Here is a 24,641-nt window from a genome sequence, read left to right as displayed (position 1 = left end):
AAACATAGCAAATTGAAAAATATATTAATGTCCAATTAATAAATAAAATAATTATTTTAACTATATGATGATAATTTTAAAATTATTATCTCTTTTTTTTATTTTACAAGATAAATACAATTGCTTTCGCTTATTTTAATAACTAAACTCACTTATTAATATTAGGAAACATTATGCAAAAGTTTAGAACTTTTTCTTTCAAAATTTTCCATACCGCAATTATTGTTTTAAGCTTCTTAATTATTGGTACTTTGCCAATCAAATCATTTGCTGGCAATCAACCGGATGTACAAAATCTTAGAGTAGAATATAAAAGCAATCCTTTAGGAATAGGCACTTTACAACCGAGATTAAGCTGGGAAATAATTTCTTCCGCAAGAAATTTTATGCAAAGCTCATACCAAATTAAGGTTTCTGAGACTTTAAATGATTTACATAATAGTAAAAATTTGATTTGGGACAGCGGAAAAATTAAGTCGGGCAATTCTAACCAGATCATTTATAATGGGAAAGAACTAAAGTCAAAACAACGAGTTTATTGGCAAGTTAAAATATGGGGAAATGATGGCAGCGAATCTGATTGGAGTAAACCTGCATTTTGGGAAATGGGATTATTAAATCCTTCAGACTGGCAGGCAATTTGGATTGAACCGGATTTAAACGAAAATACTTCCGAATATAATCCTTCTCCTTATTTAAGAAAAGAATTTAATAATAGTAAAAAAGTGAAATTCGCTCGGGCATATGTAACAAGTCATGGACTTTATGAATTTCATTTAAATGGCAAAAAAGTTTCGGATCAGCTGTTTACTCCAGGTTGGACAAGTTATAATTACCGGTTGCAATATCAAGTATACGATATAACTGAAAAAATAAACTCGGGTAAAAACGCGATTGGTGTTATATTGGCTGACGGCTGGTATCGCGGTCCATTAAAATGGGATATGAAAAGAAATAACTACGGTGAAAAGCTTGGTCTTTTACTTCAAATTAATATTGAATATGAAGATGGAACATCGGAAATAGTTAAGTCGGATTATAGCTGGAAATCTTCCACCGGTCCAATTTTAATGTCGGGAATTTACGATGGTGAAATCTATGATGCGCGTTTGGAAAAATCTGGATGGGATGAAATCAATTACAACGATAAAAATTGGAACGGAACAATAGAGAAACAATATCCCCAAAATATATTAATTGCGTCTGAAGGACCTGAAGTTAAAAATACCGTTACTATAAAACCCATCAATAAATTTATTGCGCCAAATGGTGATTTGGTTTTCGATATGGGTCAAAATATGGTTGGCTGGATACACTTTTCCTTATTGGGAAAAGAAGGAGAAAAAATCATACTCAGGCATGCAGAAGTTTTGGATCAACAAGGAAATATTTATTTAGATAATTTGCGACGTGCAAAACAGCAAGTTGAATATACTTTCAAAGGCGGGAAGAAAGAAACTTTTGAACCTCATTTTACATTCCAGGGATTTAGATATGTAGCCGTAACTAATTTTAAAGGTGAAATAAATTTAGAAAACATAACGGGTAAAGTAATCCATTCGGATATGACGCCGGCAGGAAATTTTGAATGTTCCGATCCTTTAATTAACCAGCTTCAGAAAAATATTCAATGGGGATTACGCGGAAATTTTGTCGATGTTCCAACCGACTGTCCTCAAAGAGATGAAAGACTCGGCTGGACAGGCGACGCGCAGGTCTTTGCTCCAACAGCATGTTTCAATATGGACGCAGCTTCATTTTACACAAAATGGATGAAAGATTTTTCTGTCGATCAATTAAGCGACGGCAGAATTCCTCATGTATTACCTAACATATTGGGCGATGACGGCGGTGCCGCCGGCTGGGCTGATGCCGCAGTTATTATTCCTTGGACTATCTACGAAAATTACGGTGATACAAGAATTTTAGAAGCACAATATGAATCAATGAAAAAATGGATTGACTATTTACAAAATTTAAGCGGCAATGAATATCTCTGGAATAAATCGGTTGGTTTTGGAGATTGGCTTGCCTTCGCGACAAACAATTCAGATTATCCCGGTGCGACAACAGATAAAGATCTTATTGGAACCGCTTATTTTTATCATTCAGTCTCTTTGCTTCAAAAAATCGCGGTTGTTTTAGGTAAAGATAAAGACGCTGAAAAATATTTGGAATTAATGAAAAATATTAAAAACGCTTTTCAAAAAGAATTTATTACACAAACCGGCAGAGTTGCATCAAACACTCAAACCGCTTATGTACTAGCTTTGGATTTTGATTTAGTACCTGAAAATCAACGAGCGGTTGCTGCAAAAAGATTAGCCGATGACGTTGATAAGTTTGAACATATTACAACCGGTTTTTTGGGCGCTTCACGACTAACAAAAATACTTACTGATTTTGGTTATGAAGATTTAGCTTATATGCTATTGTTCAATAAAAATTATCCTTCTTGGTTATACCCCGTAACAAAAGGCGCAACAACAATTTGGGAAAGATGGGATGGAATAAAACGAGACGGATCATTCCAAAGTGAAGGAATGAATTCTTTTAATCATTATGCATATGGAGCAGTAGGAAAATGGATTTATAGCTTTATTGCGGGAATTGATTTTGATCCTAAAAATCCCGGTTATAAAAATATTATTATAAATCCTAATGTGCCAAAGGAATTGAGTTTTGCCAAAGCAGATTACAATTCAATTATGGGAAAAATTTCAACAGCATGGAAAGTTGAAAACAATGTATTTTATTTCGATGTCGAAATTCCCGCAAACACAACAGCAGATGTTTTTCTCCCAACCAATATTGCGGATAACATATTAGAAAATGGAAATAAAATTAAAAATGTTAAAGAAATTAATTCTATAACAACTTCGAATGGAAAAACGGTTTTAAAAATCGGATCAGGTAAATATTCTTTTGAAATAAAAAACTTTAAATAAATAATACTATTTGAAAATGTTAATGAATTGAAATAATATTTCACATTAACATTTTCAAAGATATTTTTTACGTTATATCTTCCTGAAGCGCGTTAATACTTTCGTTATCGCCAATTATGTAGAGAATATCGCTGTCCTTTAAAACGAATTCTCCATCCGGAATAACGACTCTTGGCGGAATGATTTCTCTCACCATCGAAATTTGTACTTTATATTTTCTTCTTATATCAATATCTTTTAATTTTTTACCAATCCAATCTCTAGTCGGACTTACTTCTATCAAGCTAAATCCTTCGGTTAGCGGAATAAATTCCAAAAAATTAGGAGACGCAATTGTGTGCGCCATTCTAATTCCCATATCTCTTTCCGGAAAAATAATTCTTGTTGCGCCAATTCTTTCCAAAATTTTTGCATGATCTTCATTAATTGCTTTTGCAATAATTTCGCTTATTTTTAATTCCTTCATGTATAAAGTAATTAAAATGCTTGTATCCATTTTGCTTCCAACGGAAATAATTACAGTATCAAAATCAGCAATGCCAAGCTGAATTAAAAAATTTTTATCACGTGCGTCTCCAATTACAGCTTTTCTTACAAATGGTTTTACTTGGTTTACCAAATCAGGCTTAATATCAATTGCCATAAGATTGAACCCGTGTTCGTTGAGCGCTTCACATAAATAATAACCAAAACTGCTCAATCCAATTATTGCTATGTTTTTCATTTTTTACCCTACTAAAATATTATCTTCTGCATATCTGATATCTACTATTTCTTTAGAACCGACAAGCGATGCCATTGTTAATGGTCCGACTCTGCCGGCAAACATTAAAATTACCAAAACAATTTTTCCATATACTGACAAAGCCGCTGTTATTCCCGTTGATAAACCTACTGTACCGAAAGCTGAAACAGTTTCAAAAAATAATTGCATGAATTCATCACTATTAGAATTGAAAGGAATGTGCTCCATTTCTGTAATTGTGAGTATAAAGGAAGAAATTACAATTATTGTTATAGCAAATGCCAAAATTATAACTGTTTTTGAAATAACTTGAAAAGGCAGCGTTGTATATTTCAAATTAACATTTCGTGAATCTTTTACTCTGGAACGAATGAAAGCGATTATTACGGCAACCGTTGTAGTTTTAACTCCGCCCCCGGTTGAAGCCGGAGAAGCTCCAATAAACATTAAAGTAATAATCGTAAAAATTGAAGGCATTGATAAATTATATATATCAATTGTATTAAAACCTGCGGTTCTTGAGGAAACCGAGTGAAATATTGATGCTATAATTTTAGTTTGCAGATCCATACCTTTTAACGCAACGTTATTATCAAAAACAAAAATTAAAATTGCACCAATAAAAATTAAAAATACAGAAACTTGCAGAACAACCTTTGTGTGCAATGATAATTTTCTCAATCCATTCTTTTTTGCAAATGACTGTTTCAGTTCATATAGAACAATGAATCCAATACCTCCCAAAAATATTAGAATAGAAACAATAATATTGATATAATAATCCGTTTGAAAATTAACCAAGTTTGTTGCAAAATTGCTGAATCCGGCATTGCAAAAAGCGGAAATTGAATGAAAAATTCCGGCAAAAAGAGCGTCCCAAAACGAAAAATAAAAACAAAATCTTGCAGTAAGTAAAATTGCCCCGATAGACTCTATAACTATTGTGTAGATGAAAACCGATTTTAATAATGATTTAAGGTCCTGCGTATTAAAGAATGAAATTGTCTCTTGAATAATTTCCCTGCTGCCAATGCCGAATTTTCCTTTAAGAAAAAAAAGAAAAAGTACGGAAAATGACATAACTCCAATTCCGCCTAATTGCATTAATGCTAAGAGAATAATTTTTCCAATAAGTGAAAATTTGGTTGCGGTATCAACAACAGTCAATCCGGTAACGCAAGTAGCCGAAGTAGCCGTAAAAAGAGAATCAATAAATGAAATTTCATGACCTCTTAATGAAAAAGGCTGCATCAAAAGAATTGCCCCAGTCATAATTACAGCAAAAAATGAAAATACTAAAAATGCCTGTGGACTGAACTTATGGGTAAATCTATCATATAAATCAGCAAATTTCAGCATAAAATTTTAATTCAAACCTCTTTTAATTAGCAAAGGTTCAATTGATGGATCAGAGCCTCTGAACTTTCTGTACAATACCATTGAATCATCCGATCCGCCGGCTGATAAAATAAATTGACGATATTTTTTCGCAAGTTCCGGATCAAAAACATTACCGGTCTTTTCAAACGCGTCAAATGCATCCGAATCCAATACCGCCGACCAAATGTAGCTGTAATATCCGGATGAATAATCTCCGGAAAATATATGTCTGAAATATGTACTTCTATATCGAGGAATAATCTCGTTTATTAATCCAATTTTACCCATTGATTCTTTTTCAAACTGATCTACATTAATATTTACATCTTCTGAAATTGTATGCCAGTCCATATCTAAAAATGAAGCCGCTAAATATTCTACGGTTTCAAATCCTTGATTGAATAATTTAGCATTTTCCAATTTTTTAACTAATTCATCTGGAATTACTTCGCCGGTTTTATAGTGTTTTGCGTAAGTTTTTAAAACATCAGGATGCAATGCCCAGTTTTCCATAACCTGCGATGGAAATTCAACAAAATCTCTCGGCGTTTCTGTTGCGGCAACAGATTCATATGTGCAGTTTGATAGCAAACCGTGAAGCGCGTGTCCAAATTCATGAAACAGTGTATTTACTTCATCCAAACTTAAAAGCGCCGGTTTATCCGCGGTAGGTTTTGAAAAATTTCCTACGTTATAAATTAAAGGTGTTATCATTTTTCCGTTTATTTTATGTTGTCTTCGGAATTCATCCATCCACGCGCCGCCACGCTTGCTTGCTCTTGGATAATAATCTGTATATAAAATACCAATATGCTTTCCGTCATTTTCCTTAACTTCAAAAACTTTCACCTCGGGATGATATTTGGCAATATCATTTCTTTCCACGAATTGAATTCCCCATAACTTTGTTGCCAATCCGAAAACTCCGTTAATAACATTTTCTACTTGAAAATAAGGGCGCAGCTGTTCTTCATCCAAATCATATTTTGCTTTTTTGACTTTTTCGGCGTAGTACCACCAATCCCACGATTCCAATTTAAATTTATTTCCTTCGGCATAAATTAATTTTTGCATTTCATCTCTTTCTGCTGAAGCTCTTTTAAGCGCGGGTTTCCAAAGTTTATTTAGCAGTTCGTAAACATTTGCGGGATTTTTTGCCATTTGTTCTTCGAGCACATATTCCGCATGATTTTTATATCCAAGAATATTGGCGCGCTGCAATCTTAATTTAACAATTTTTGTAATTAAATTTTTATTATCAAGCGAATCGTTGTTATCGCCCTGCATAAAATATGCTTTGTAAATTTTTTCTCTCAAATTTCTATTTTTTGAATATTGAAGAAATGGTATCATGCTTGGTTTTTGAATTGTGAAAATCCATTTATCATCCATACCTTTTTCTTTTGCGGTTTCTGCCGCTGCAGAAATTACGCTTTCCGGCAATCCTTCCAAATCTTTTTCATTATCAATGATAAGTTCAAACTTATTTGTTTCTTTTAAAACGTTCTCACCATATTTAAGGTTTAATAAAGCCAATTCTTCATTTACTTTTCTAAATTCGGCTTTTTGCTTTTCATCAAGATTCGCTCCGCCGCGGATAAAATCTTTATAATACAGCTCCAACAATTTTAATTGTTCTGTATTCAAGTTAAAGTTTTCTTTATTGCCGTAAACTTCTTTTACTCTTTCAAATAATTTTTCGTTAAGATTAATATTGTCTTCATGCTGGGTTAAAATGGGGGCAATCTCATTGGATATTGCTTGAATTTTCTCATCGTTCATTGAGCCTTCCATCGCTGAGAAAACTTTATTTACTCTTTTCAGCAATTCACCGGAATTATCCAATGCTACTATTGTGTTTTCAAAATTGGGTGCTTCTGAATTATTTATAATTTTCTGTATTTCTTCTTCATGAATCTTCAAAGCTTCTTTATAAGCCGGCAAATAATGTTCGTTTTTAATTTTATCAAATGGAGGAGTTTCAAAAGGAGTTTGCCATTCGCTCAACAAGGGATTTTCTTCCTTTTCCGTATTTGTATTTTGACCGCAAGCTGTAATTAAAAGTAAAGAGCCAATTAAGACCATAATTCTCCCAAAAAGCATTTTTGCTCCAGAAAATGTTAAATTATTTTTTTTAATGTAATTAAATTAAGAAATAATCAATAAATTTCTGAGGGATTATTAAGTTACAAGAAAGTCATTCAATAATTTTAGATCATAAGATAACATCACAATTAAATTTTCAGTAATAAAATGTATTCAGATATGAAAAGAATCCAATCAATTTTAATATTTTTTATTTGTTTAACAAGCGCATATTCGCAAAGCTGGATTAGAATAAATCAACTTGGCTATAAACCAAACTCGACAAAAATTGCCGTTTTATCGTCTAAAATTGAGATAAAAATAGATGAATTCGAAATTATAGATGCGATTTCAAATAAAACTGTTTATACCGGAAAACAGTTTAAGGAATTTGGAACATATTCGTCGTTTAAGAAAAATTTCAGATTATATTTTAGTGATTTTCGAACTTCGGGTAAATATTTCATAAAAGTTAAAGATGTTATTTCTCCCGCTTTTGTTATTGATGAAAGCATTTACAGCGGTTCGGCGGATTTTATATTGAAATATATGAGACAGCAAAGATGCGGATACAATCCATTCTTAAAAGATTCTTGCCATGTTCATGATGGATTTATTGTCGATCGTCCGGGTTTTGATTCAATACATATTAACGTAACCGGCGGCTGGCATGATGCGTCGGATTATCTTCAATACGTTACTACTTCCGCAAACGCAATATATCAAATGTTATTTGCATATCAGCAAAATCCTAATGTATTTGGTGATTTCTTTGACAAGAACGGCGATCCGGGAAAAAATGGAATTCCAGATATTTTGGATGAAGCAAAATGGGGCTTGTATTGGTTAGATAAAATGAATCCCGAAAGAGGAATAATGTATAACCAAATTGCGGATGATAGAGATCATAGGAAATTTACTTTACCGACTTTGGATTCCGTAAGTTACGGAAAGGGATTGGAAAGACCTGTTTATTTTGTAACGGGAAAATCTCAAGGTTTGGCAAATTACAAAAACAGAACTACCGGTGTTTCTTCTACAGCCGCAAAATTTGCTTACGCGTTTGCGCTTGGTTCGGATCTGTTAAAAAATTATTACCCTGAATTTTCAAAGAAAATAAGACAAAAATCGGCAGAAGCTTTTAGCTTTGCAAAAACCGATCTCGGTGTTTGTCAAACAGCCTCAAATGTTTCTCCTTACTTTTATGAAGAAGATAATTACACGGATGATATGGAATTGGCGGCGGTTCAATTGGCAAAATCGTTTAATGATAATAATTACCTGAACGAAGCAAAATATTGGGGTGAAATTGAGCAGATTACACCTTGGATGGGAGCCGATACCGCAAGACATTATCAATGGTATCCGTTTGTTAATTTAGGCCATTTCCTTAATGCTGAATTGCAAGACAGCGTTTCAAGAAATAATTTCATCAATTATATGAAAAAAGGAATTGAAAAAGTTTATAAAAAGGGAATTTCCAATCCATACTTTTTTGGAGTTCCCTTCATCTGGTGTTCAAATAATTTGGTTGCCGCTATATTAACTCAAATTAGGCTTTATAATGAATTAACGGGTGATAATACATTTGATGAAATGGAAGCTTCCTTGAGAGATTGGTTATTCGGATGCAATCCATGGGGAACAAGTATGATTGTTGGTTTTCCGGAACATTCTGATTTTCCAATTGATCCTCATTCGGCTTTTACAGCAGCTTTTAATTTTAAAATTGACGGCGGTTTGGTTGATGGTCCCGTTTACTCTTCAATATTTAATAAGCTGCGTGGATTAAAATTATATTCCGAAGATGAGTATTCCGAATTTCAATCAGACTTAGTTGTTTACCATGACGATTACGGTGATTATTCAACAAACGAACCTACAATGGACGGAACCGCGAGTTTGGCTTATTATTTGTCATCAATGGAAAATTCAGATGAGTTAAAAAATAATACTTATGACGAAGGCGGAATAATTAGATTAGATACATCTAAGAAAAATATTTATTTGGTTTTTACCGGCGGAGATTATAATGACGGCGGAAATTTTATTTCAAATTTACTATATGAAAATTCTGTAAATGCGCATTTCTTTTTTACCGGAGATTTTTTCAGAGATCCGCAAAACGCAAATCTGATATCAAATTTAAAACAAAATGGAAATTATATCGGCGCTCATTCCGATAAGCATTTGTTATACGCGGATTGGCAAAACAGAGATTCTTTATTAGTTACAAAAGATGAATTTATTTCCGACTTAAAAAATAATTATTCTGAAATGGAAAAATTTGGCATAACTAAAGATAATTCAAAATTGTTTTTACCGCCTTACGAATGGTACAATTCCCAAATAAGCAAGTGGACAAATGAACTTGGACTTAAATTAATTAATTTTACCCCGGGTACATTTTCAAATGCGGATTATACAACTCCCGATATGAATGATAAATATTTATCAAGCGAACAAATATTTAATAAGATTCTGGATTTTGAAAAAAAATCAGCAAGCGGTTTAAACGGAGCAATTTTATTATTTCACATTGGAACACATCCATCAAGAACGGATAAATTTTATTTCAAGATGAATGAATTGATAGAAACGCTTAAGGGAAAAGGTTATTCGTTCAAATTAATTGAGTAATTTATTTTGCCAACGCCCGCTTATATAATTCAACATATTTCTTTGCGGATGACTCCCATGAATAATCCTTGATCATTCCGTTCATTTGAATTTGATGCCAAACCGGTTTATTGTGAAAATCATTTATTGCTCTTTTTACCGCGTGCAGAAACGCGTTTGCAGAGTATTCATAAAATGAAAATCCGTTGCCAATAGGCTGTCCGTATTCGTTATATTCATTCCAATCTTGAACCGTATCCGCAAGTCCACCTGTTTTTCTAACAACGGGAACAGTGCCGTATTTTAACGAATAAATTTGATTCAATCCGCACGGTTCATATTGTGAAGGCATTAGGAAAATATCCGCGCTTGCTTCTATTTGATGTGCGGCTTCTTCACTGTAGCCAAAATATGCGCCGATTTTGTGAGGATAATATTGAATCGCGTCTCTGAAAATATCTTCATAATGTTTTGTACCGGTTCCAAGAATTACAATTTGCGCGTCAAGAGAAAGCAATTGCGGAAGCGCTTCTACAATTATATCAACGCCTTTCTGCGAAACCAATCTTGATACAATTCCCATTAAAGGGACATTTTCACTAAACGGCATACCTAATTTATTTAACAAAAATTCTTTGTTTTTAATTTTTCCGCTCAAATCGTTCATTGAATACTTATGAGGAATATATCTATCTACCTCGGGATTCCAAACTTCATAATCAACACCATTTAAAATTCCGTAATAATCATTATATCTTTGCAGAAGATAATTATACATTCCGGCTCCGTATTCCGGAGTAAGTAATTCCTTTGCGTAAGTTTCGCTAACGGTGTTTATTACATCCGAATATAAAATTGCGGCTTTTAAAAAGTTCGAATCATTTTCGTGGACTAAAATTCCATTGTTTTCATACAGAATCGGCGGAATTCCGGCACGTTTGTATGATTCCAAAGAAAACCTTCCCTGATAACCAATATTATGAATTGTAAAAACTGTTTTTGTTTTGTGAAACAAACTATCCCAACTATAATTTTCTCTTAACAATACGGGAAGTAATCCGGTCTGCCAATCATTTGCGTGAACAATATCGGGCGACCAGCCGAGTTTCTGCATTATTTGAATTACGGCTTTTGAGAATAAAATGAATCTTTCATCTTCATCCCAATCTTCTGTATAAATTTTACTTCTGTGGAAAAAGTTAGGATAATGCACAAAATACGCGTCAACATTTGAATGAGGAAGTTTACCGTAAAAAACATGAACTTTATGCTCATAACCTCCGGTTGAAATTTTCATTTCACCTATCAAACTATCATAGTGATGACCATATTCATGCTCATTCACCTGATAATATTTCGGCATAAACACTTTTACTTCATGCCCTAATTTTGCTAATTCAATTGGCAACGTTCCGCTTACTTCTCCAAGTCCGCCGGTTTTCGCAAACGGAATTATCTCGCTTGACGCAAATGCAATTTTCATAGTTTTTCTTATTTTGATTTATGCAAAAATAACGATTTGAAATCTTAGAAAAACTAAAATTTCACAAAGTTTGAAATTTACAATTATATAAAATATTTTTTGTTTCAGTTATAATATGTCAAGTCCTTTTAGTTTATCCATATTTCAATAGTAGACGGCAAATATTCCTTTAAATCTTGTGGAAGCCGGTTTGTAATTTTGTACTCGAAAATGCCGATCGGCTGGCTGCTGTCTTTCAAAGCACAATCGATAATTACTCTTTTCCTTTGTTTACAAATTATTATTCCAATTGACAGATTTTCGTACTATAGATTTACCTAAGCTATGCTTTTCCTGCCGCTCAACTATCATTTTACCAATATCCTAATTCAGATTTATCTGTTCCTTGTAAGCATTATTTTAAAGCTTCATACTGAGCCGAACGAATTATGTCTTTTATAATAATGAAAGATTTATATTCATTTGTCGAAAAAATTTTCACTCATGGATTTTGTATCACAAGTAAATTACTTTGATAATTTATTTAATCCATACAAGCAATTCTCGCGTCAACGGCAAATAAATTGTTTCGTTCATCTACAATTATTGGATTAAGATCGAACTCGATAATATTTTCATTTTCAATTAGCATTTTTGCAGATGAAGAAATTATGTTTTTCAGCTTTTCAAGATCAATGCTATTTTCACCTCTAACACCTTTTAGAATTTTACCTATTTTTGTTTTCTCAACTATTTCCGATAAATCATTATTTGTTAAATATGCTGACCTAATTTGAGTATCTTCAAAAACCTCGACATACTTTCCGCCAAGTCCAAACATTATTATTGGTCCGAACGAATTATCTCTAAATCCTCCGACTAAAATTTCATGCTTTGATTTAATATAAGGCTGAATTAAAAATTTTTGCACTTCTAAATTATTAATCATAAAAGATGATTTTATTTCATCGGCCGCTGTTTTCAATTCACCATAATTTTTAATATTTAGTTTTACCGCATTTAATTCCGATTTGTGAATTGCCTTATCCGATATGCCTTTTACAACTATTGGAAAATTAATTTCTATGTTTTGTATTTCTATTTCTGATAATAATATTTGTTCAGCAATTGGAATATCATATTTTCTGCAAAGTTCAAAAGTTTGATTTTGATCGATAAATCTCTTTTTAATCGAATTATTTTTGAAATTATTTCTTTCCCATATAAAATTAATTTTATTTTTTTTCTTTTCTTCAAATAATAAAATATTTGAGATTATTTCCGCGGGATCTTCTGGCTTCCTAAAAATAGGCAATCTATATTTTGATTCTGATTTATACTTTTCCCAAAATTCCGGCAACGGCATGCAGACTTGGTAAATCGGTTTGTCTGATATTATGGAATTTACCGATTCAATTACATCAAATGCGTTTACCATAACTGGTTCTACAAATATTGATATTACCGCGTCAACGTTTTCATCATGTAAAATTATTTCATTTACTTTTTTATAAATATCAGAAGTAGCACCGGGCAAAAGATCAATTGGATTATTTATACTTCCTTCCGGATGAACTATTTCTTTTAATTTACTTTTTGTGATTTCGGAAATTTGCGCAAGATTTAAATTTTCCTCTTCAATTTTATCAACTGCCAAAATTGCGGGTCCGCCGGCATTTGTTACTACCGCTATATTTCTTCCTTTTGGAATCGGAAAATTTTCAAATCCTTTTGCGGTATTGAATAATTCATTTAGATCATTTGTTCTTATGATTCCAAACTGATTTAATAATGAATCGACAATTTTATCATTACTGCTTAACGCTCCGGTGTGTGAACTTGCGGCTTTCATTCCGGAATTTGTTTTACCTGCTTTTATAATTATTATCGGTTTTTTATTTTCCGAGGAATTTATGATATTTAAAAATTCCAAACCGTTTTCAAAACTTTCCAAATACATTGTAATAACTTTTATGTTATTATCATCCAACCAGAATTGAAGAATATCATTTTCTGAAATATCAGCTTTGTTGCCGACACTAATAAAATGCGCAAACTTAATATTTGTTACTCGTAATGAATTTAAAACAGCCGCGCCAAGCGCGCCGCTTTGCGAAAGAAACGCAGTACTTCCGTTTTCAGGTTTTTCAGCTACAAACGTGGCGTTTAATCTTATGCTTTCTAAAGAATTGATTATTCCCATGCAGTTTGGACCAATCAATCTAATATCATTATCTTTTACTTTTTTCAGAATTGCATCTTCTCTAATTTTTCCTTCTTCACCGGTTTCCTTAAAACCCGCTGTAATTAAAATTATTGATTTAACATTTTTCCGAATTAATTCATCAATTGAATTTTCCACAAATTGTTTGGGAACTACAATAATTGCGAGATCTATTTTCTCCGGGATTTCTGTAATTGATTTAAAGCATTTAAATCCTAAAATATTTTCTGATTTGGGATTTACCGGAAAGACTTTTCCCGTAAAATTAAATTCTTTTATTGATCGAAGAATTTCATAACCAATATTTTTTTCTTTTGATGAAGCTCCGGCAATACAAATTGATTTGGGGTAAAAGAAATTTTTGATTTTGGGATCCATTAAATTTTCTACAAATTTATGATTGATTGAATTTTATCAAGTCTGATTTTAAAATTGTTTATGGTTAAGTATTCAGCGGAGTTTTCCGAAAAAATATTTTCAATAGTTCCTTCAATTTCTTCGGAAGATTTATTATCGGTAAGATATTTTATTTTAACTTTAGATTTAGATACAGTAATATTTTCAAGTTTATCATACAAATTGCAGCTTATTCTTTGATATTCCATAATTTCTCCTTTTAATGTTTTAAAGTTATAAATAGTATTTGTATTTAGCATATTATTTGTTTTGATTATCTTACTATTTAAAATTTGAGAAAAATATGAAAAGAATTATAAAGTATTTTTTGTTAGTAATCCTCTCACTCCTAATTACAAACTGTTCGGGAAATAATAACCCAGCTGAATTAGTTTTGCTTAACGGAAATATTATCACTGTCGATTCCTCAAATTCTGTAACTCAAGCAATTGCGATTTCCGACGATTCAATTATAGCCGTCGGAAAGAATGAAGAAATCAAAAATTTAATTGGCAATTCAACAAAAGTAATTGATTTAAAAGGACAAACCGCGATTCCCGGATTTATTGAAAGTCACGCGCATTTTATTTCAACAGGCGAAGCGCTGATGGAACTGGATTTATCAACTGCTCAAAATTGGGATGAAATAATTACCCTTGCGAAAAACGCCGCTGAAAAATCACAAAGCGGCGAATGGATATTCGGAAGAGGCTGGCATCAGGAAAAATTTAATGAAGTTCCAGAAAATGCCGTAGAAGGATTTCCTTCGCATAAAACACTGAGTGAAGCTATTCCAAATAATCCAATAATATTTTCTCACGCGAGCGGACACGCAATTTTCGCGAACGCAAAAGCAATGGAAATTTGCGGTATAACAAATGTTACACAAAACCCGAAAGGCGGAAAAATAATAAAAGACAAAAATGGTTTGCCCACGGGAATATTTTTGGAAGATGCCGAAAAATTAATTACAAAAAAGTTCAATGAAGACATAAATAAGAAATCCCGCAAAGAAGTAAACAACCAAATTAGAAAGGCGATAAAATTAGCGAATGATGAATGTTTGAAAAATGGAATTACGACATTTCATGATGCCGGAGAAAATTTTGAAAGTCTAAGCATTATAAAAAACATGGTTGAAAATAATGAAATTGATATACGTCTATATGTTATGCTTGGTGAAAATTATAATGCGTTAAAAGATTCATTACGAAAATATTTTACAATTGGTTACGGAAATAATCATTTAACCGTTAGATCAATAAAATTATATATGGACGGCGCGCTTGGTTCTCGCGGAGCTTGGCTGATTGAACCATATTCCGATATGCCGAATCAAAGCGGTTTAAACACTACCGATCTGAATGAAATAAAATTAATTTGTAAGCTTGCTGTAAATAATGATTTTCAAATTTGTACGCATGCGATTGGCGATAAAGCAAATAGAATTACTTTAGATATTTATGATCAGATTTTTAAGGAAAATTCCGATAAAGATTATAGATGGAGAATAGAACACGCTCAGCATATTGATCCAAATGATATTCCCCGTTTTAATAAACTCGGCGTAATTGCCGCGATGCAGGGAATTCACTGCACATCCGACGCGCCGTTTGTTGAAAAAAGATTAGGTAAAAGCCGTGCGGAGTCCGGCGCTTATGTCTGGAAATCGTTAATAAAAAGCGGAGCAATAATTTGTAATGGAACAGATTCGCCAGTTGAGAAGTTAAATCCCATTAAGAATTTTTACGCGACTGTTACAAGAAAAACAAATGACGGAAGTGTATTCTATGGAAATCAAAAAATGAGCAGAGCTGAAGCCTTACGTTCTTACACAATTAATGGAGCTTATGCCGCCTTTGAAGAAAATATTAAAGGAAGTTTGGAAAAAGGAAAGCTCGCAGATATTACCGTTTTATCAAAAGATTTATTAAACATTTCTGATGAAGAAATTTTAAATACAGAAATTATTTACACTATTGTCGGCGGTAAAATTTTATATGAAAGAAAATGACATTTATGAAATAATCGAAAAAAATATTGCGGAAAACGCGACCGTTTTACAGAAAATTGAATTCCCGAATCTAAATAAAAAAGTAAATGTATTTTTAAAGCGAGAGGATTTAACTCATCCGGTGATATCCGGAAACAAATGGCGGAAATTAAAATATAACTTAATCTACGCAAAGGAAAACGGATATAAAACTTTGCTTTCATTCGGCGGCGCTTATTCAAATCATATTCACGCGTTTTCTGGCGCTGGAAAAATGTTCGGCTTCAATACAATTGGAGTTATAAGAGGCGAAGAAACTCTGCCTTTGAACTATACGCTTTCAGAGGCAAAAGGATATGGAATGCAAATTGAATATGTAAGCAGAAGTGAGTACAGAAAGAAAAGGGAAAAAGATTTCATTGAAGAATTAAATAATAAATTTGGTAATTTTTATTTAGTTCCTGAAGGCGGAACAAATAATTTGGCAATTAAAGGCTGCACTGAAATTGTTAATAATATAGATATAGATTTTGACTATGTGGTTTCCGCGTGCGGAACCGGTGGAACTTTATCCGGTTTGATCTGCGGATTAAACGGTAATAAAAAAGTTTTGGGTGTTCCGGTTTTAAAAGGCGCCGATTTTTTAAAAAATGAAATTGAAGGTTATGTTTATAATTTTACGGGAAAAAATTTTAATAACTGGGAATTAAAACTTGATTATCACTTTGGCGGTTATGCTAAAATTGACTTGACTTTATTCAGATTTATGCGTGAGTTTGAAACATTAAATCAAATTAAAATTGAACCGATATATATTGCAAAAATGCTGTTTGCCGTTAGATCATTAATTGAAAATAATGAGATTCCCGAAAATTCAACAATTGTTGCATTGCATACCGGCGGTATGCAGGGTAAAACAGGAATGTCAAAAAAAATGAATACCTTTGTATAATAATTTTTAATATTAATTTAAATCGAGAACAAGCTATGAAATTATTCTATAAATCAATTGCCTTATTACTAATATTTTTTTCACTAATAATTTTAGCGCAGAATAATCCTCCAAGATTAAGTCCGAGAAGCTATGTTGGACAAACAATCGGCTATACAAATGTTGAAGTTAAATATGGTTCTCCGGGAGTTAAGAATCGTAAAATTTGGGGAGAGTTGGTTCCATATAATAAAGTATGGAGAACCGGCGCCGATGAAGCTACTACTATTGAATTTGAAAAAGACGTAATAATTAAGAATAAAAAAATCCCTGCCGGAATTTATTCGCTATTTACTATTCCAACCGAAAAAGAATGGACCATAATTCTTAACAAAGTTTATGATCAATGGGGAGCTTTTAAGTACAACCAAAAAGAAGATCTTTACAGATTTAAAGTTACACCGAAACAAAACAGTTTTATGGAAAGACTTCAATTCAATTTTGATTACAAGGCGCCTTATATTACAGAAGTAAATATAGAATGGGAGAAGATCAAAGTTTCATTTGAAATAAATACGGAAATAAAAAAATAATGAAGAATTTCGAAATTCCGATTTATTATAAAAGTTCTATCATTCAAAAAATTAAAGAACTGAGAAAAAACAAAGATCATTATAAAAAAGATTTTACTCCAACTGTTTTAAATTTCGGCAATATTCAAATTTACTTAGCGCGCCACTTCGGATTTTGCTACGGCGTTGAGAACGCGATTGAAATTGCGTATAAAACATTGGAAGAAAACCCCGGTAAAAGAATTTTTCTTTTAAGTGAAATGATTCACAACCCCGGTGTAAACGCGGATTTGCAGGCAAACGGTATTGAATTTATTTTAGATACATACGGAAATCAAATTATTGCGTGGGAAGAAATTTTTGAAAATGACATTGTGATTATTCCAGCTTTCGGAACTACCCTGGAAACCGAAGAAATTTTGCGAAAAAGAAAAATAGACGCATTAAAATATAACACTACCTGTCCGTTTGTAGAAAAAGTATGGAAAAAATCCTATCATCTTGGTAAAGAAAATTATACAGTTATAATTCACGGAAAAGCAAAACACGAAGAAACAAAAGCGACTTTTTCTCACGCAAAAGCCAATACGCCAAGTGTGATAATAAGAAATATTGACGAAACAAAAATCCTTTCAAAAATTATTTTGGGTGAAATTGATAAAAATGAATTTTACAAATATTTCGCCGGGAAATATTCCGAAGGATTTGATGTGGAAAAAGATCTAAAGCAAATCGGCGTAGTAAACCAAACAACAATGCTCGCTTCGGAAACACAGGATATTGCCGATTGCCTAAAAGAAACGATGATTAAGAAATATGGAAACAAAAACATTGATGCCCACTTTGCCGATACTAGAGATACACTTTGTTATGCTACAAATGATAATCAGCCGGCGACAATTGATTTATTAAAAGAAAATGTTGATCTTGCAATTGTTGTAGGCGGTTACAATAGTTCAAATACTTCGCATATTGTTGAGCTTTTGGAAGAAAAATTTGTAACATATTTCATTTCGGATCAATCAAAATTAATTTCTAAAAATTCAATCAATCATTTTGAATATTCAACAAAAACAGAAGTCTCTAGTGAAAATTATCTACCTAATAAAGAGTCTGTAAAGATAATTATTACAAGCGGCGCTTCTTGTCCTGATTCCGTTGTTGAAGCCGTTATGTTAAAACTACTAAGTTTTTATAATATTGAAAATCCGGAAGAGAAAATTTTCGCTCAGCTTTAATAAAAAAAAAAGACTCAATTTTTATTGAGTCTTTTTAATTTTTAAATTTTTGAAAATCATTCCCAATCTAAATATTCATCTTCATTTAAAAGTTCCTGCATTCTTCTATTTATAATTTCGTTTTTGTTCTGCATTCTTACTTGCAGCGACTGTTTTAATTCCTTTAGTTCTTGTTCAAGCCGGGCAACATCTTGTTTTCTTACCTCTTCTTTTTGATTGAAAAGATCTGATAACTGTTGTTTAAGCTCGCTTTTAATTTTTTCCTTTTCAGCTTTATTTGCAGCGTCATATTTTGCCGCGAGCGATTCTGTTTTAACTTCCAACTCAAATATTTTTTTTTCTCTTTCTCTTGCATCTTTTTCAAGTTTACTTACAAATGGGAATTCCATATTTTTAAATTGTGATTCTCTCAACAAATCATAATATCTGTTTTTATTAACACTTTTAATTTGCTTTAATTCTCTTTTTATTTCCTCTTTAACATTTTTCAAAATTTCTTGTTCTTCTTTATCACTCAAGTTATTAAAATCTTGAAAATCGAAATCAAAAGTTGCAGCTTCCGGCGGTACCGGTGCAATTGGTTTTTCCTGCGCCGATAAATTAACGGAAATAAAAAAAACTGCCGCAAAAAATAAATATTTAAATTTGTTATTATTCATATTATACCTCGTTTATAATTCCTTACTGTTAATTTCTTTTTTAAGTTCGTCAATATTGTTTCCAATGTAATTCAAGTTTTTATCAACATTTTCTGATGTTAGTCCATACTTGGAATATTTTTTATAATCGTCGTCTTTTGTTAATTTAAGCATTGTTTCAACTTTGTTAATTTGCTTTTCAAAATATTTCGGGTTCCATTCAAGCAATTCGCTGTTTATAGTTTTATTTAATTTATTTATCGGGTTTGGTTTATTTGAAATTATTGAAATGATTATTGACGCAATAATTAAGAAACTTGCGAACGCGATTTTACCAAAGCTGATTTTTGTTTCTGTGTTAAAATTATTTAGGATGAAATCTTTAATTTTTGCAATAACTGATCTTTTTTCAACCGCGTTATCTATCATTAAATTGAATCTTTCATCGTCAATATCAATTAAATTTTTGGATTTATATTCATTTGAGATTGCTGTATATTCATCAATATATTCTTTCAGCAAAGGATATTTTTCAATTTTATTATCCCAAAATAATTTTCGTTTTTCATCAAGCTGGTTATCAAGATATAACCAAACTTCTTTTTCAAAATCTTTATATAACTGATCTTCGCTGAGATTCATTTTCGTACGCCAATTGTTTTTTAATTTTTTTTACCGCATAATGCATATGACTAATAACAGTATTCAACGGTTCATTCAATATTTCCGCTATATCCTTAAAAGTTAACTCTCCATGTTGTCTAAGTAAAAAAACCGATTTTTGTTTTTCCGGTAAATTTTCCACCGTTCGATTAATAATTTCAATTTTTTCTTTATTTATTAACTCTTCATCCGGTCTTTTATCATTCTCTATTTCTAGATTTTCTTGTATTGATATTGCGGCAGTATCTGTTTTCCTTTTCCTTAATTGATCCATTGCTACATTGTGCGCAATTGTAAAAAGCCATGATGAAAATTTCTGCCGATGATCATACTTTTTAAATCCTTTCCAAACTTTTATTAAAGTTTCCTGAAACATTTCTTCAGCTTCGAATCTTGAACTGCTGAACCGCCACAAATAACCGAACAGTTGAATTCTATAGATATTTATCAACCGCTTAAAGGCAATTCCGTCACCATTTGAACACTTTTCTAAAAGTTCATTTTCAAGCATAAAATTTTCATCTTTCTAGTAATGTAAACGAAAGAAAAGGAAATTAATTGTATAATGATTTGAGTTTTTTAAAATACCTAATTAAAAGTAATTAGGCATTTTAAAGTTGGGGCTAATTGAAAGTTATTATTTTTCTTCTTGCTTAAATTTATAAATGTGAGTCGTATTTCCGATAGGAATAAATAATTTTACATATTTGGCGAAATTAAAAATTGGAATAAGTAAAGTACCTTGTACCGATTCTTCTGAATCAAGATCGGTTATTCTTAGAACATCATTTTTCCAAAAATCTTTTCTGCTTTCAAGATATTCGGTATCATTACTGTAAGAAATTTCTTCGTTTATTTGATTATCCGCAAATACCGCTACATTTCCCGCAACTTCTTCAACGTCGTTATCATCATCATCTGCTAAATCTACAATTGTACTTAAAAGCGAAAACGCGATATTAAGTCCTGTAGCGACATTATGATCTGTTTCGCGATTTTTTATATCCGAATTTATTTTACTTATTTGGTTTTCCGGATCGAGCGCGAAATAATTTTCTTTGTTTATTGGTTTTCTGTCTTCATTATAGACCTTAAAATAAGCCAATTTCGGATCAACTGTAATTTTTTCACCGCTTTTGTTAAATACATAAAGATCCAAAATGTATTCACGATCAGTACTTTCCTCAAAAGTTAAAGATGAATAAGCCACACTATCTTCTTTTTCAATTATCTTTCTTCCCATTTCAAATTTTGATTCTTCATCCGGAAAAAGCGAATAATAAGTTGATGAGCAATTTGTTAATCCAAGTAAAAGGATAGTTGTAAAAATTAGTAGTTTTGAAGTTTTCATAGGTCACCGTTAAAAATTTAGTATCAACTGAAAGTTCAATAAAAGTGCCAAAAAAATAATTGAATTTGATTTGAAATTAATTAAGATGAGATGGATTTGTCTAATTTAATATAGTTACTGTTTTATAAAATGGACATGAAAAGAAATCTATAAAAATTATGTAAGTTCTTTAAAGTTACTTTTTCTTAAATCCGTAATGTTCTTTATACTTATAAACATGATATGCCGCTAGACCAATAGCGGCGGCGGCATTTGTATACCCAAGAATTTTACCAACAACTCCAAGATCATTTTTTATCATTCCTTGATGGTAAACCTGCATACTTTGATTTATATTATTCCTTAACTGCATTAAAGAAACCGCTTCTGTTTGGGGATTTTGTTCATATAAATCCGGTAAAATTAATTGAGTATACGGATCTTCAAACTCGGGTATTTGAAATGAACGTAACGGTGAGATATACATAGAATTGTCATTTAATCTCAGTTTGAATTCGGAATTGATTTTTGTTGAATCTTGGGTCGGGTTATCTTGGGCAACAGAGATTATTGAGGAAATGCCAAGTAATAAAACACTTAAAAATACTTTCTTTATTTTCATGATTTCAGCAAAAATTTAATTAAATAATATTTATTTACAGCTCCAAATAAGTTCCGGTTATCTAAATAAACAATTTACAATTTTTACTTATTTTCTACATTATACATTTCAAGTATGTTTTTTGATCCCGCGCCAAGACTAATAATTGTCTTCATTGCCAAATCAATTGGGTAATTAATTTTATGAACATATTTCGGCGGAAGATGATATGTAAATCCCGCAGTTGGAGCCGGACCTGAAGGAATAAAAACCGTAAACCATCCGTTTGAATGTTCATCGGTGATAAATGCCGTTGTTAAAGTTTCATTTCCAAATAAATTTATTAATGCAACTCCTGAAAAAAGATTTTTTTGACTTCCGAAAAGCTGAACGATTGTTTCTTTTATTATTCTGTAACCCGGAACTTTTTTAAGGATATTTTCTTCAAACAAATTGTAAGCTACGTTTCCGTAACGAGTTCTTACAAACAATCCGAGCAAAAAACAAACTCCAAGAAAAATTATAACGGAAATTAAAAACGCCAAATATTCGTGAACTTTTGTAGTCTGCACCAATAAAGAAGAAATGGGATTTAGGTTATCTGAAACAACCTCAAAAATCCAATTTATTGTAATTGCTAAAATTACAAGCGGAAGAAAAATTAGAAATCCACCGATGAAAGTTGTAGTAATAAACGATTTAAATCTGGTCATAATTTCCTCAATCAAAAAAAATTTACATTTTAAAATTATTAAAATCTTTCAACTTAATTCGATTTTAAAGTAAAGTTTAAAATAAAAAAGGCTTTTACCGGTTTTGATAAAAGCCTAATTTATATTTAAGATAAATTTTATTGTAATTGCGATTTTTAAAATATCGTGTCTTTAAATTTTTATATACTAGTTGGAAACTTTATAAACATCATTTCCTTTAACAGAATCGGGAATGTGTTTATCGCCAACTGTTACTTTACTCAATTTTTTATTACTTTCAATATTTACATTTATTGAATTATTTCCGCCTTTCCAAACGCATGCTGATTTTTCCACAGTTTCGTTTGTTCCATCTTCAAATTCAAATATCACTTTTACGTTTGTAGGAATGTTTCCTTTTTTTGCAACTTTTGTGGAAATTTTTCCATTAAGAATTTCCACATTTTCTATTGCCAAATCCGGATAACCGAATTCATAAAACCAAGGTTTCCAAAACCATGATAGATCTTCTTTTGCGGCTTCATTTATTATATTAAAAAAATCCAACGGAACAGGATGTTTTCCGTTCCATTTGTCAATATATTCATAAATTGCGTCTTTAAAGAGTTCATTACCGAGTAATTCTTTTAGTTGATAATACGCGACAGAAGGTCTATCATAAAATCCGGTTCTTGAATAATCCGTTAAATAAGAATATGAAACAACCATGGGTGGAAGTTCGGATTCATAACCCGCGGTCCTTTCAAATCCATTTACTCTGTTTTTTAAATAATCATATTCCGGGACATATTTATCAACAACATCTTTCGGAAGAAACGATGCCCAGCCTTCATCCATCCAAGCATATTTTCTTTCGTTTGTTCCCATCATAAAAGGAAAATAATTGTGCGCTATTTCATGAAAAATTAATCCGATATGATTTTCTAATTTTTCAGGAGCGCCGTCATTTGCCATCATCGGGGTTTCCATACCGCCGCTTTTGCCGCCATTACAAAAAGAAGTTACATGAGAATACGGATAAGAAAATCCCGGTATTTGATGTGACAAATATTTTAAAGATTCTCGCGAATATTCCGCAGCTTTATCATAATGAATTGTTCCATTATTATAAACAACATCGGACAACGCTCTTCTACCGGTTTTATCATCCACAACTACGCTTGCGCCATCCCAATTATAACTATTACTCAGCGCGAATGAAAAATCGGTTACATTATCAGCCTTAAAATTCCAAATGTTTATTACGTTATCAGAAGTTACCAAACCTTTATTATAATCTTCCGGAGTAATAATTCTTATTGTTTCGTCAGATATTTTTGCCTTTTGATATTTCTCAAAAATATCTTTCCTTAAAACTTTATCCGCGTTTTGCAATTCTCCGGTTGCCCAAGCGATATATCCTGCCGGAATTTTCAGCTGTACGTTGTAATTATTGAAATCATTATAAAATTCCACCGTACCTTGATAATCATGAGTATCCCAGCCATCAATGTCATCATAAACAGCAATTTGCGGATACCAATAAGCGACAAAGAAATTACCGTTTCCGTAATTTCCCATTCTGAGTTTAAAATCTTTTGGAATAACAAACTGCCACTTCACTTCAATGTTCAATTCAGATTTTGAATAGAGAATTTTATCTAATTTTACGCTTAAATTTGTTGAACCTCTAAATACACTTTTACTGGTATCGCTTAGATCATAATTTTTATTGTTTATTTTTAATTCTTTAAGTTCTACACCTTCATTTAAATATTTTGCGTTTACAAACCAATTTCTCGAAGCGTTTGTTTTGGCAATATCCTGATAAAGTCTGATTACAATTCTATCTAATGAATCAGGACTATTATTAAAATATTTAATTTTTTCTTCACCGGTAAGCAAACCGGTTTCCGTATTAACTTCTACACAAATATTATAATTGCTTTTATTCTGCCAATAATTTTTTCCCGGTATGCCGGTCAATGTTCTGGTCTCATTTTTTATAGCGTTTTGAATTTCGAAAGGAGTATAAATTGAGATTTGCTGAGAGTGAATTTGTGAAATAAAAAATATTGTGAATAGAAATAAAAACTTCATTGAAAATTGTTCCTTAAATAATTC

Annotated in this window: 20 protein-coding genes; 6 read left to right on the top strand and 14 right to left on the bottom strand. The window is 31.8% G+C overall.

Annotation, left to right across the window (positions count from 1 at the left end):
• Window positions 1-173 precede the first annotated feature (173 nt).
• Window positions 174-2,948 (top strand): family 78 glycoside hydrolase catalytic domain, encoded by a 2,775-nt coding sequence (locus tag IPK06_14015; GenBank protein MBK7981092.1) that lies wholly within the window; start codon window positions 174-176, stop codon window positions 2,946-2,948.
• Between the two features lie 67 nt (window positions 2,949-3,015).
• Here the strand turns inward: IPK06_14015 and IPK06_14010 are convergent, their stop codons facing one another.
• From IPK06_14010 to IPK06_14000, 3 genes are read right to left on the bottom strand one after another with little or no spacing between them, the layout of a single operon-like run.
• A complete protein-coding gene (locus IPK06_14010) occupies window positions 3,016-3,672 on the bottom strand; it encodes a TrkA family potassium uptake protein (protein MBK7981091.1) in 657 nt (218 codons plus the stop codon).
• 3 nt (window positions 3,673-3,675) lie between these two features.
• On the bottom strand, window positions 3,676-5,052 hold the full coding sequence (locus IPK06_14005; GenBank protein MBK7981090.1) for a hypothetical protein: 1,377 nt from the start codon (window positions 5,050-5,052) through the stop codon (window positions 3,676-3,678).
• 6 nt (window positions 5,053-5,058) lie between these two features.
• The gene (locus IPK06_14000; protein ID MBK7981089.1) at window positions 5,059-7,176 is read right to left on the bottom strand and encodes a M3 family metallopeptidase; all 2,118 of its coding nucleotides are present in this window, start codon (window positions 7,174-7,176) and stop codon (window positions 5,059-5,061) included.
• Window positions 7,177-7,338: 162 nt separating this feature from the next.
• On the opposite strand from IPK06_14000, the gene IPK06_13995 reads away from it, so the two are divergent.
• Window positions 7,339-9,798, top strand: a complete 2,460-nt coding sequence (locus IPK06_13995) for a glycoside hydrolase family 9 protein (protein ID MBK7981088.1) — start codon at window positions 7,339-7,341, stop codon at window positions 9,796-9,798.
• 1 nt (window position 9,799) lies between these two features.
• On the opposite strand, the gene glgA is transcribed toward IPK06_13995, so the two are convergent.
• The 4 genes from glgA to IPK06_13975 all read right to left on the bottom strand — a co-directional run bounded on the left by glgA (window position 9,800) and on the right by IPK06_13975 (window position 14,068).
• The gene (gene glgA, locus IPK06_13990) at window positions 9,800-11,260 is read right to left on the bottom strand and encodes a glycogen synthase GlgA (GenBank protein MBK7981087.1); all 1,461 of its coding nucleotides are present in this window, start codon (window positions 11,258-11,260) and stop codon (window positions 9,800-9,802) included.
• 128 nt (window positions 11,261-11,388) lie between these two features.
• Window positions 11,389-11,556 (bottom strand): DUF1016 family protein, encoded by a 168-nt coding sequence (locus IPK06_13985; protein MBK7981086.1) that lies wholly within the window; start codon window positions 11,554-11,556, stop codon window positions 11,389-11,391.
• Window positions 11,557-11,783: 227 nt separating this feature from the next.
• A complete protein-coding gene (locus tag IPK06_13980) occupies window positions 11,784-13,841 on the bottom strand; it encodes an acetate--CoA ligase family protein (GenBank protein MBK7981085.1) in 2,058 nt (685 codons plus the stop codon).
• Between the two features lie 8 nt (window positions 13,842-13,849).
• Window positions 13,850-14,068: a hypothetical protein gene (locus IPK06_13975; protein MBK7981084.1), complete on the bottom strand. Its 219-nt coding sequence runs from the start codon at window positions 14,066-14,068 to the stop codon at window positions 13,850-13,852.
• Between the two features lie 95 nt (window positions 14,069-14,163).
• On the opposite strand from IPK06_13975, the gene IPK06_13970 reads away from it, so the two are divergent.
• From IPK06_13970 to IPK06_13955, 4 genes are read left to right on the top strand one after another with little or no spacing between them, the layout of a single operon-like run.
• Window positions 14,164-15,873 (top strand): amidohydrolase, encoded by a 1,710-nt coding sequence (locus IPK06_13970; GenBank protein ID MBK7981083.1) that lies wholly within the window; start codon window positions 14,164-14,166, stop codon window positions 15,871-15,873.
• Window positions 15,860-16,804: a 1-aminocyclopropane-1-carboxylate deaminase/D-cysteine desulfhydrase gene (locus IPK06_13965; protein ID MBK7981082.1), complete on the top strand. Its 945-nt coding sequence runs from the start codon at window positions 15,860-15,862 to the stop codon at window positions 16,802-16,804. The genes IPK06_13970 and IPK06_13965 overlap by 14 nt, the downstream gene beginning before the upstream one ends.
• Window positions 16,805-16,839: 35 nt before the next feature.
• Window positions 16,840-17,376: a DUF2911 domain-containing protein gene (locus IPK06_13960; protein MBK7981081.1), complete on the top strand. Its 537-nt coding sequence runs from the start codon at window positions 16,840-16,842 to the stop codon at window positions 17,374-17,376.
• On the top strand, window positions 17,376-18,593 hold the full coding sequence (locus tag IPK06_13955) for a 4-hydroxy-3-methylbut-2-enyl diphosphate reductase (GenBank protein MBK7981080.1): 1,218 nt from the start codon (window positions 17,376-17,378) through the stop codon (window positions 18,591-18,593). The genes IPK06_13960 and IPK06_13955 overlap by 1 nt, the downstream gene beginning before the upstream one ends.
• Before the next feature lie 56 nt (window positions 18,594-18,649).
• Here the strand turns inward: IPK06_13955 and IPK06_13950 are convergent, their stop codons facing one another.
• The 7 genes from IPK06_13950 to IPK06_13920 form a co-directional block, all read right to left on the bottom strand.
• Window positions 18,650-19,252, bottom strand: coding sequence for a hypothetical protein (locus tag IPK06_13950; protein ID MBK7981079.1), 603 nt, complete (start codon window positions 19,250-19,252; stop codon window positions 18,650-18,652).
• 12 nt (window positions 19,253-19,264) lie between these two features.
• Window positions 19,265-19,873, bottom strand: coding sequence for a hypothetical protein (locus IPK06_13945; GenBank protein ID MBK7981078.1), 609 nt, complete (start codon window positions 19,871-19,873; stop codon window positions 19,265-19,267).
• Window positions 19,845-20,405 (bottom strand): RNA polymerase sigma factor, encoded by a 561-nt coding sequence (locus IPK06_13940; protein ID MBK7981077.1) that lies wholly within the window; start codon window positions 20,403-20,405, stop codon window positions 19,845-19,847. The genes IPK06_13945 and IPK06_13940 overlap by 29 nt, the downstream gene beginning before the upstream one ends.
• Window positions 20,406-20,531: 126 nt before the next feature.
• Window positions 20,532-21,245: a hypothetical protein gene (locus IPK06_13935; protein ID MBK7981076.1), complete on the bottom strand. Its 714-nt coding sequence runs from the start codon at window positions 21,243-21,245 to the stop codon at window positions 20,532-20,534.
• 175 nt (window positions 21,246-21,420) lie between these two features.
• Window positions 21,421-21,846: a hypothetical protein gene (locus IPK06_13930; protein MBK7981075.1), complete on the bottom strand. Its 426-nt coding sequence runs from the start codon at window positions 21,844-21,846 to the stop codon at window positions 21,421-21,423.
• 83 nt (window positions 21,847-21,929) lie between these two features.
• Window positions 21,930-22,538: a DUF502 domain-containing protein gene (locus tag IPK06_13925; GenBank protein ID MBK7981074.1), complete on the bottom strand. Its 609-nt coding sequence runs from the start codon at window positions 22,536-22,538 to the stop codon at window positions 21,930-21,932.
• 186 nt (window positions 22,539-22,724) lie between these two features.
• Complete coding sequence (locus IPK06_13920; GenBank protein ID MBK7981073.1) at window positions 22,725-24,617, bottom strand: M1 family metallopeptidase; 1,893 nt, start codon at window positions 24,615-24,617, stop codon at window positions 22,725-22,727.
• Window positions 24,618-24,641 lie beyond the last annotated feature (24 nt).

This window comes from Ignavibacteriota bacterium (genome assembly GCA_016713565.1).
GTDB lineage: Bacteria > Bacteroidota > Ignavibacteria > Ignavibacteriales > Melioribacteraceae.
Note: the sequence above shows the minus strand (reverse complement) of the source record. Positions and strands in the feature narration are given on the sequence as shown.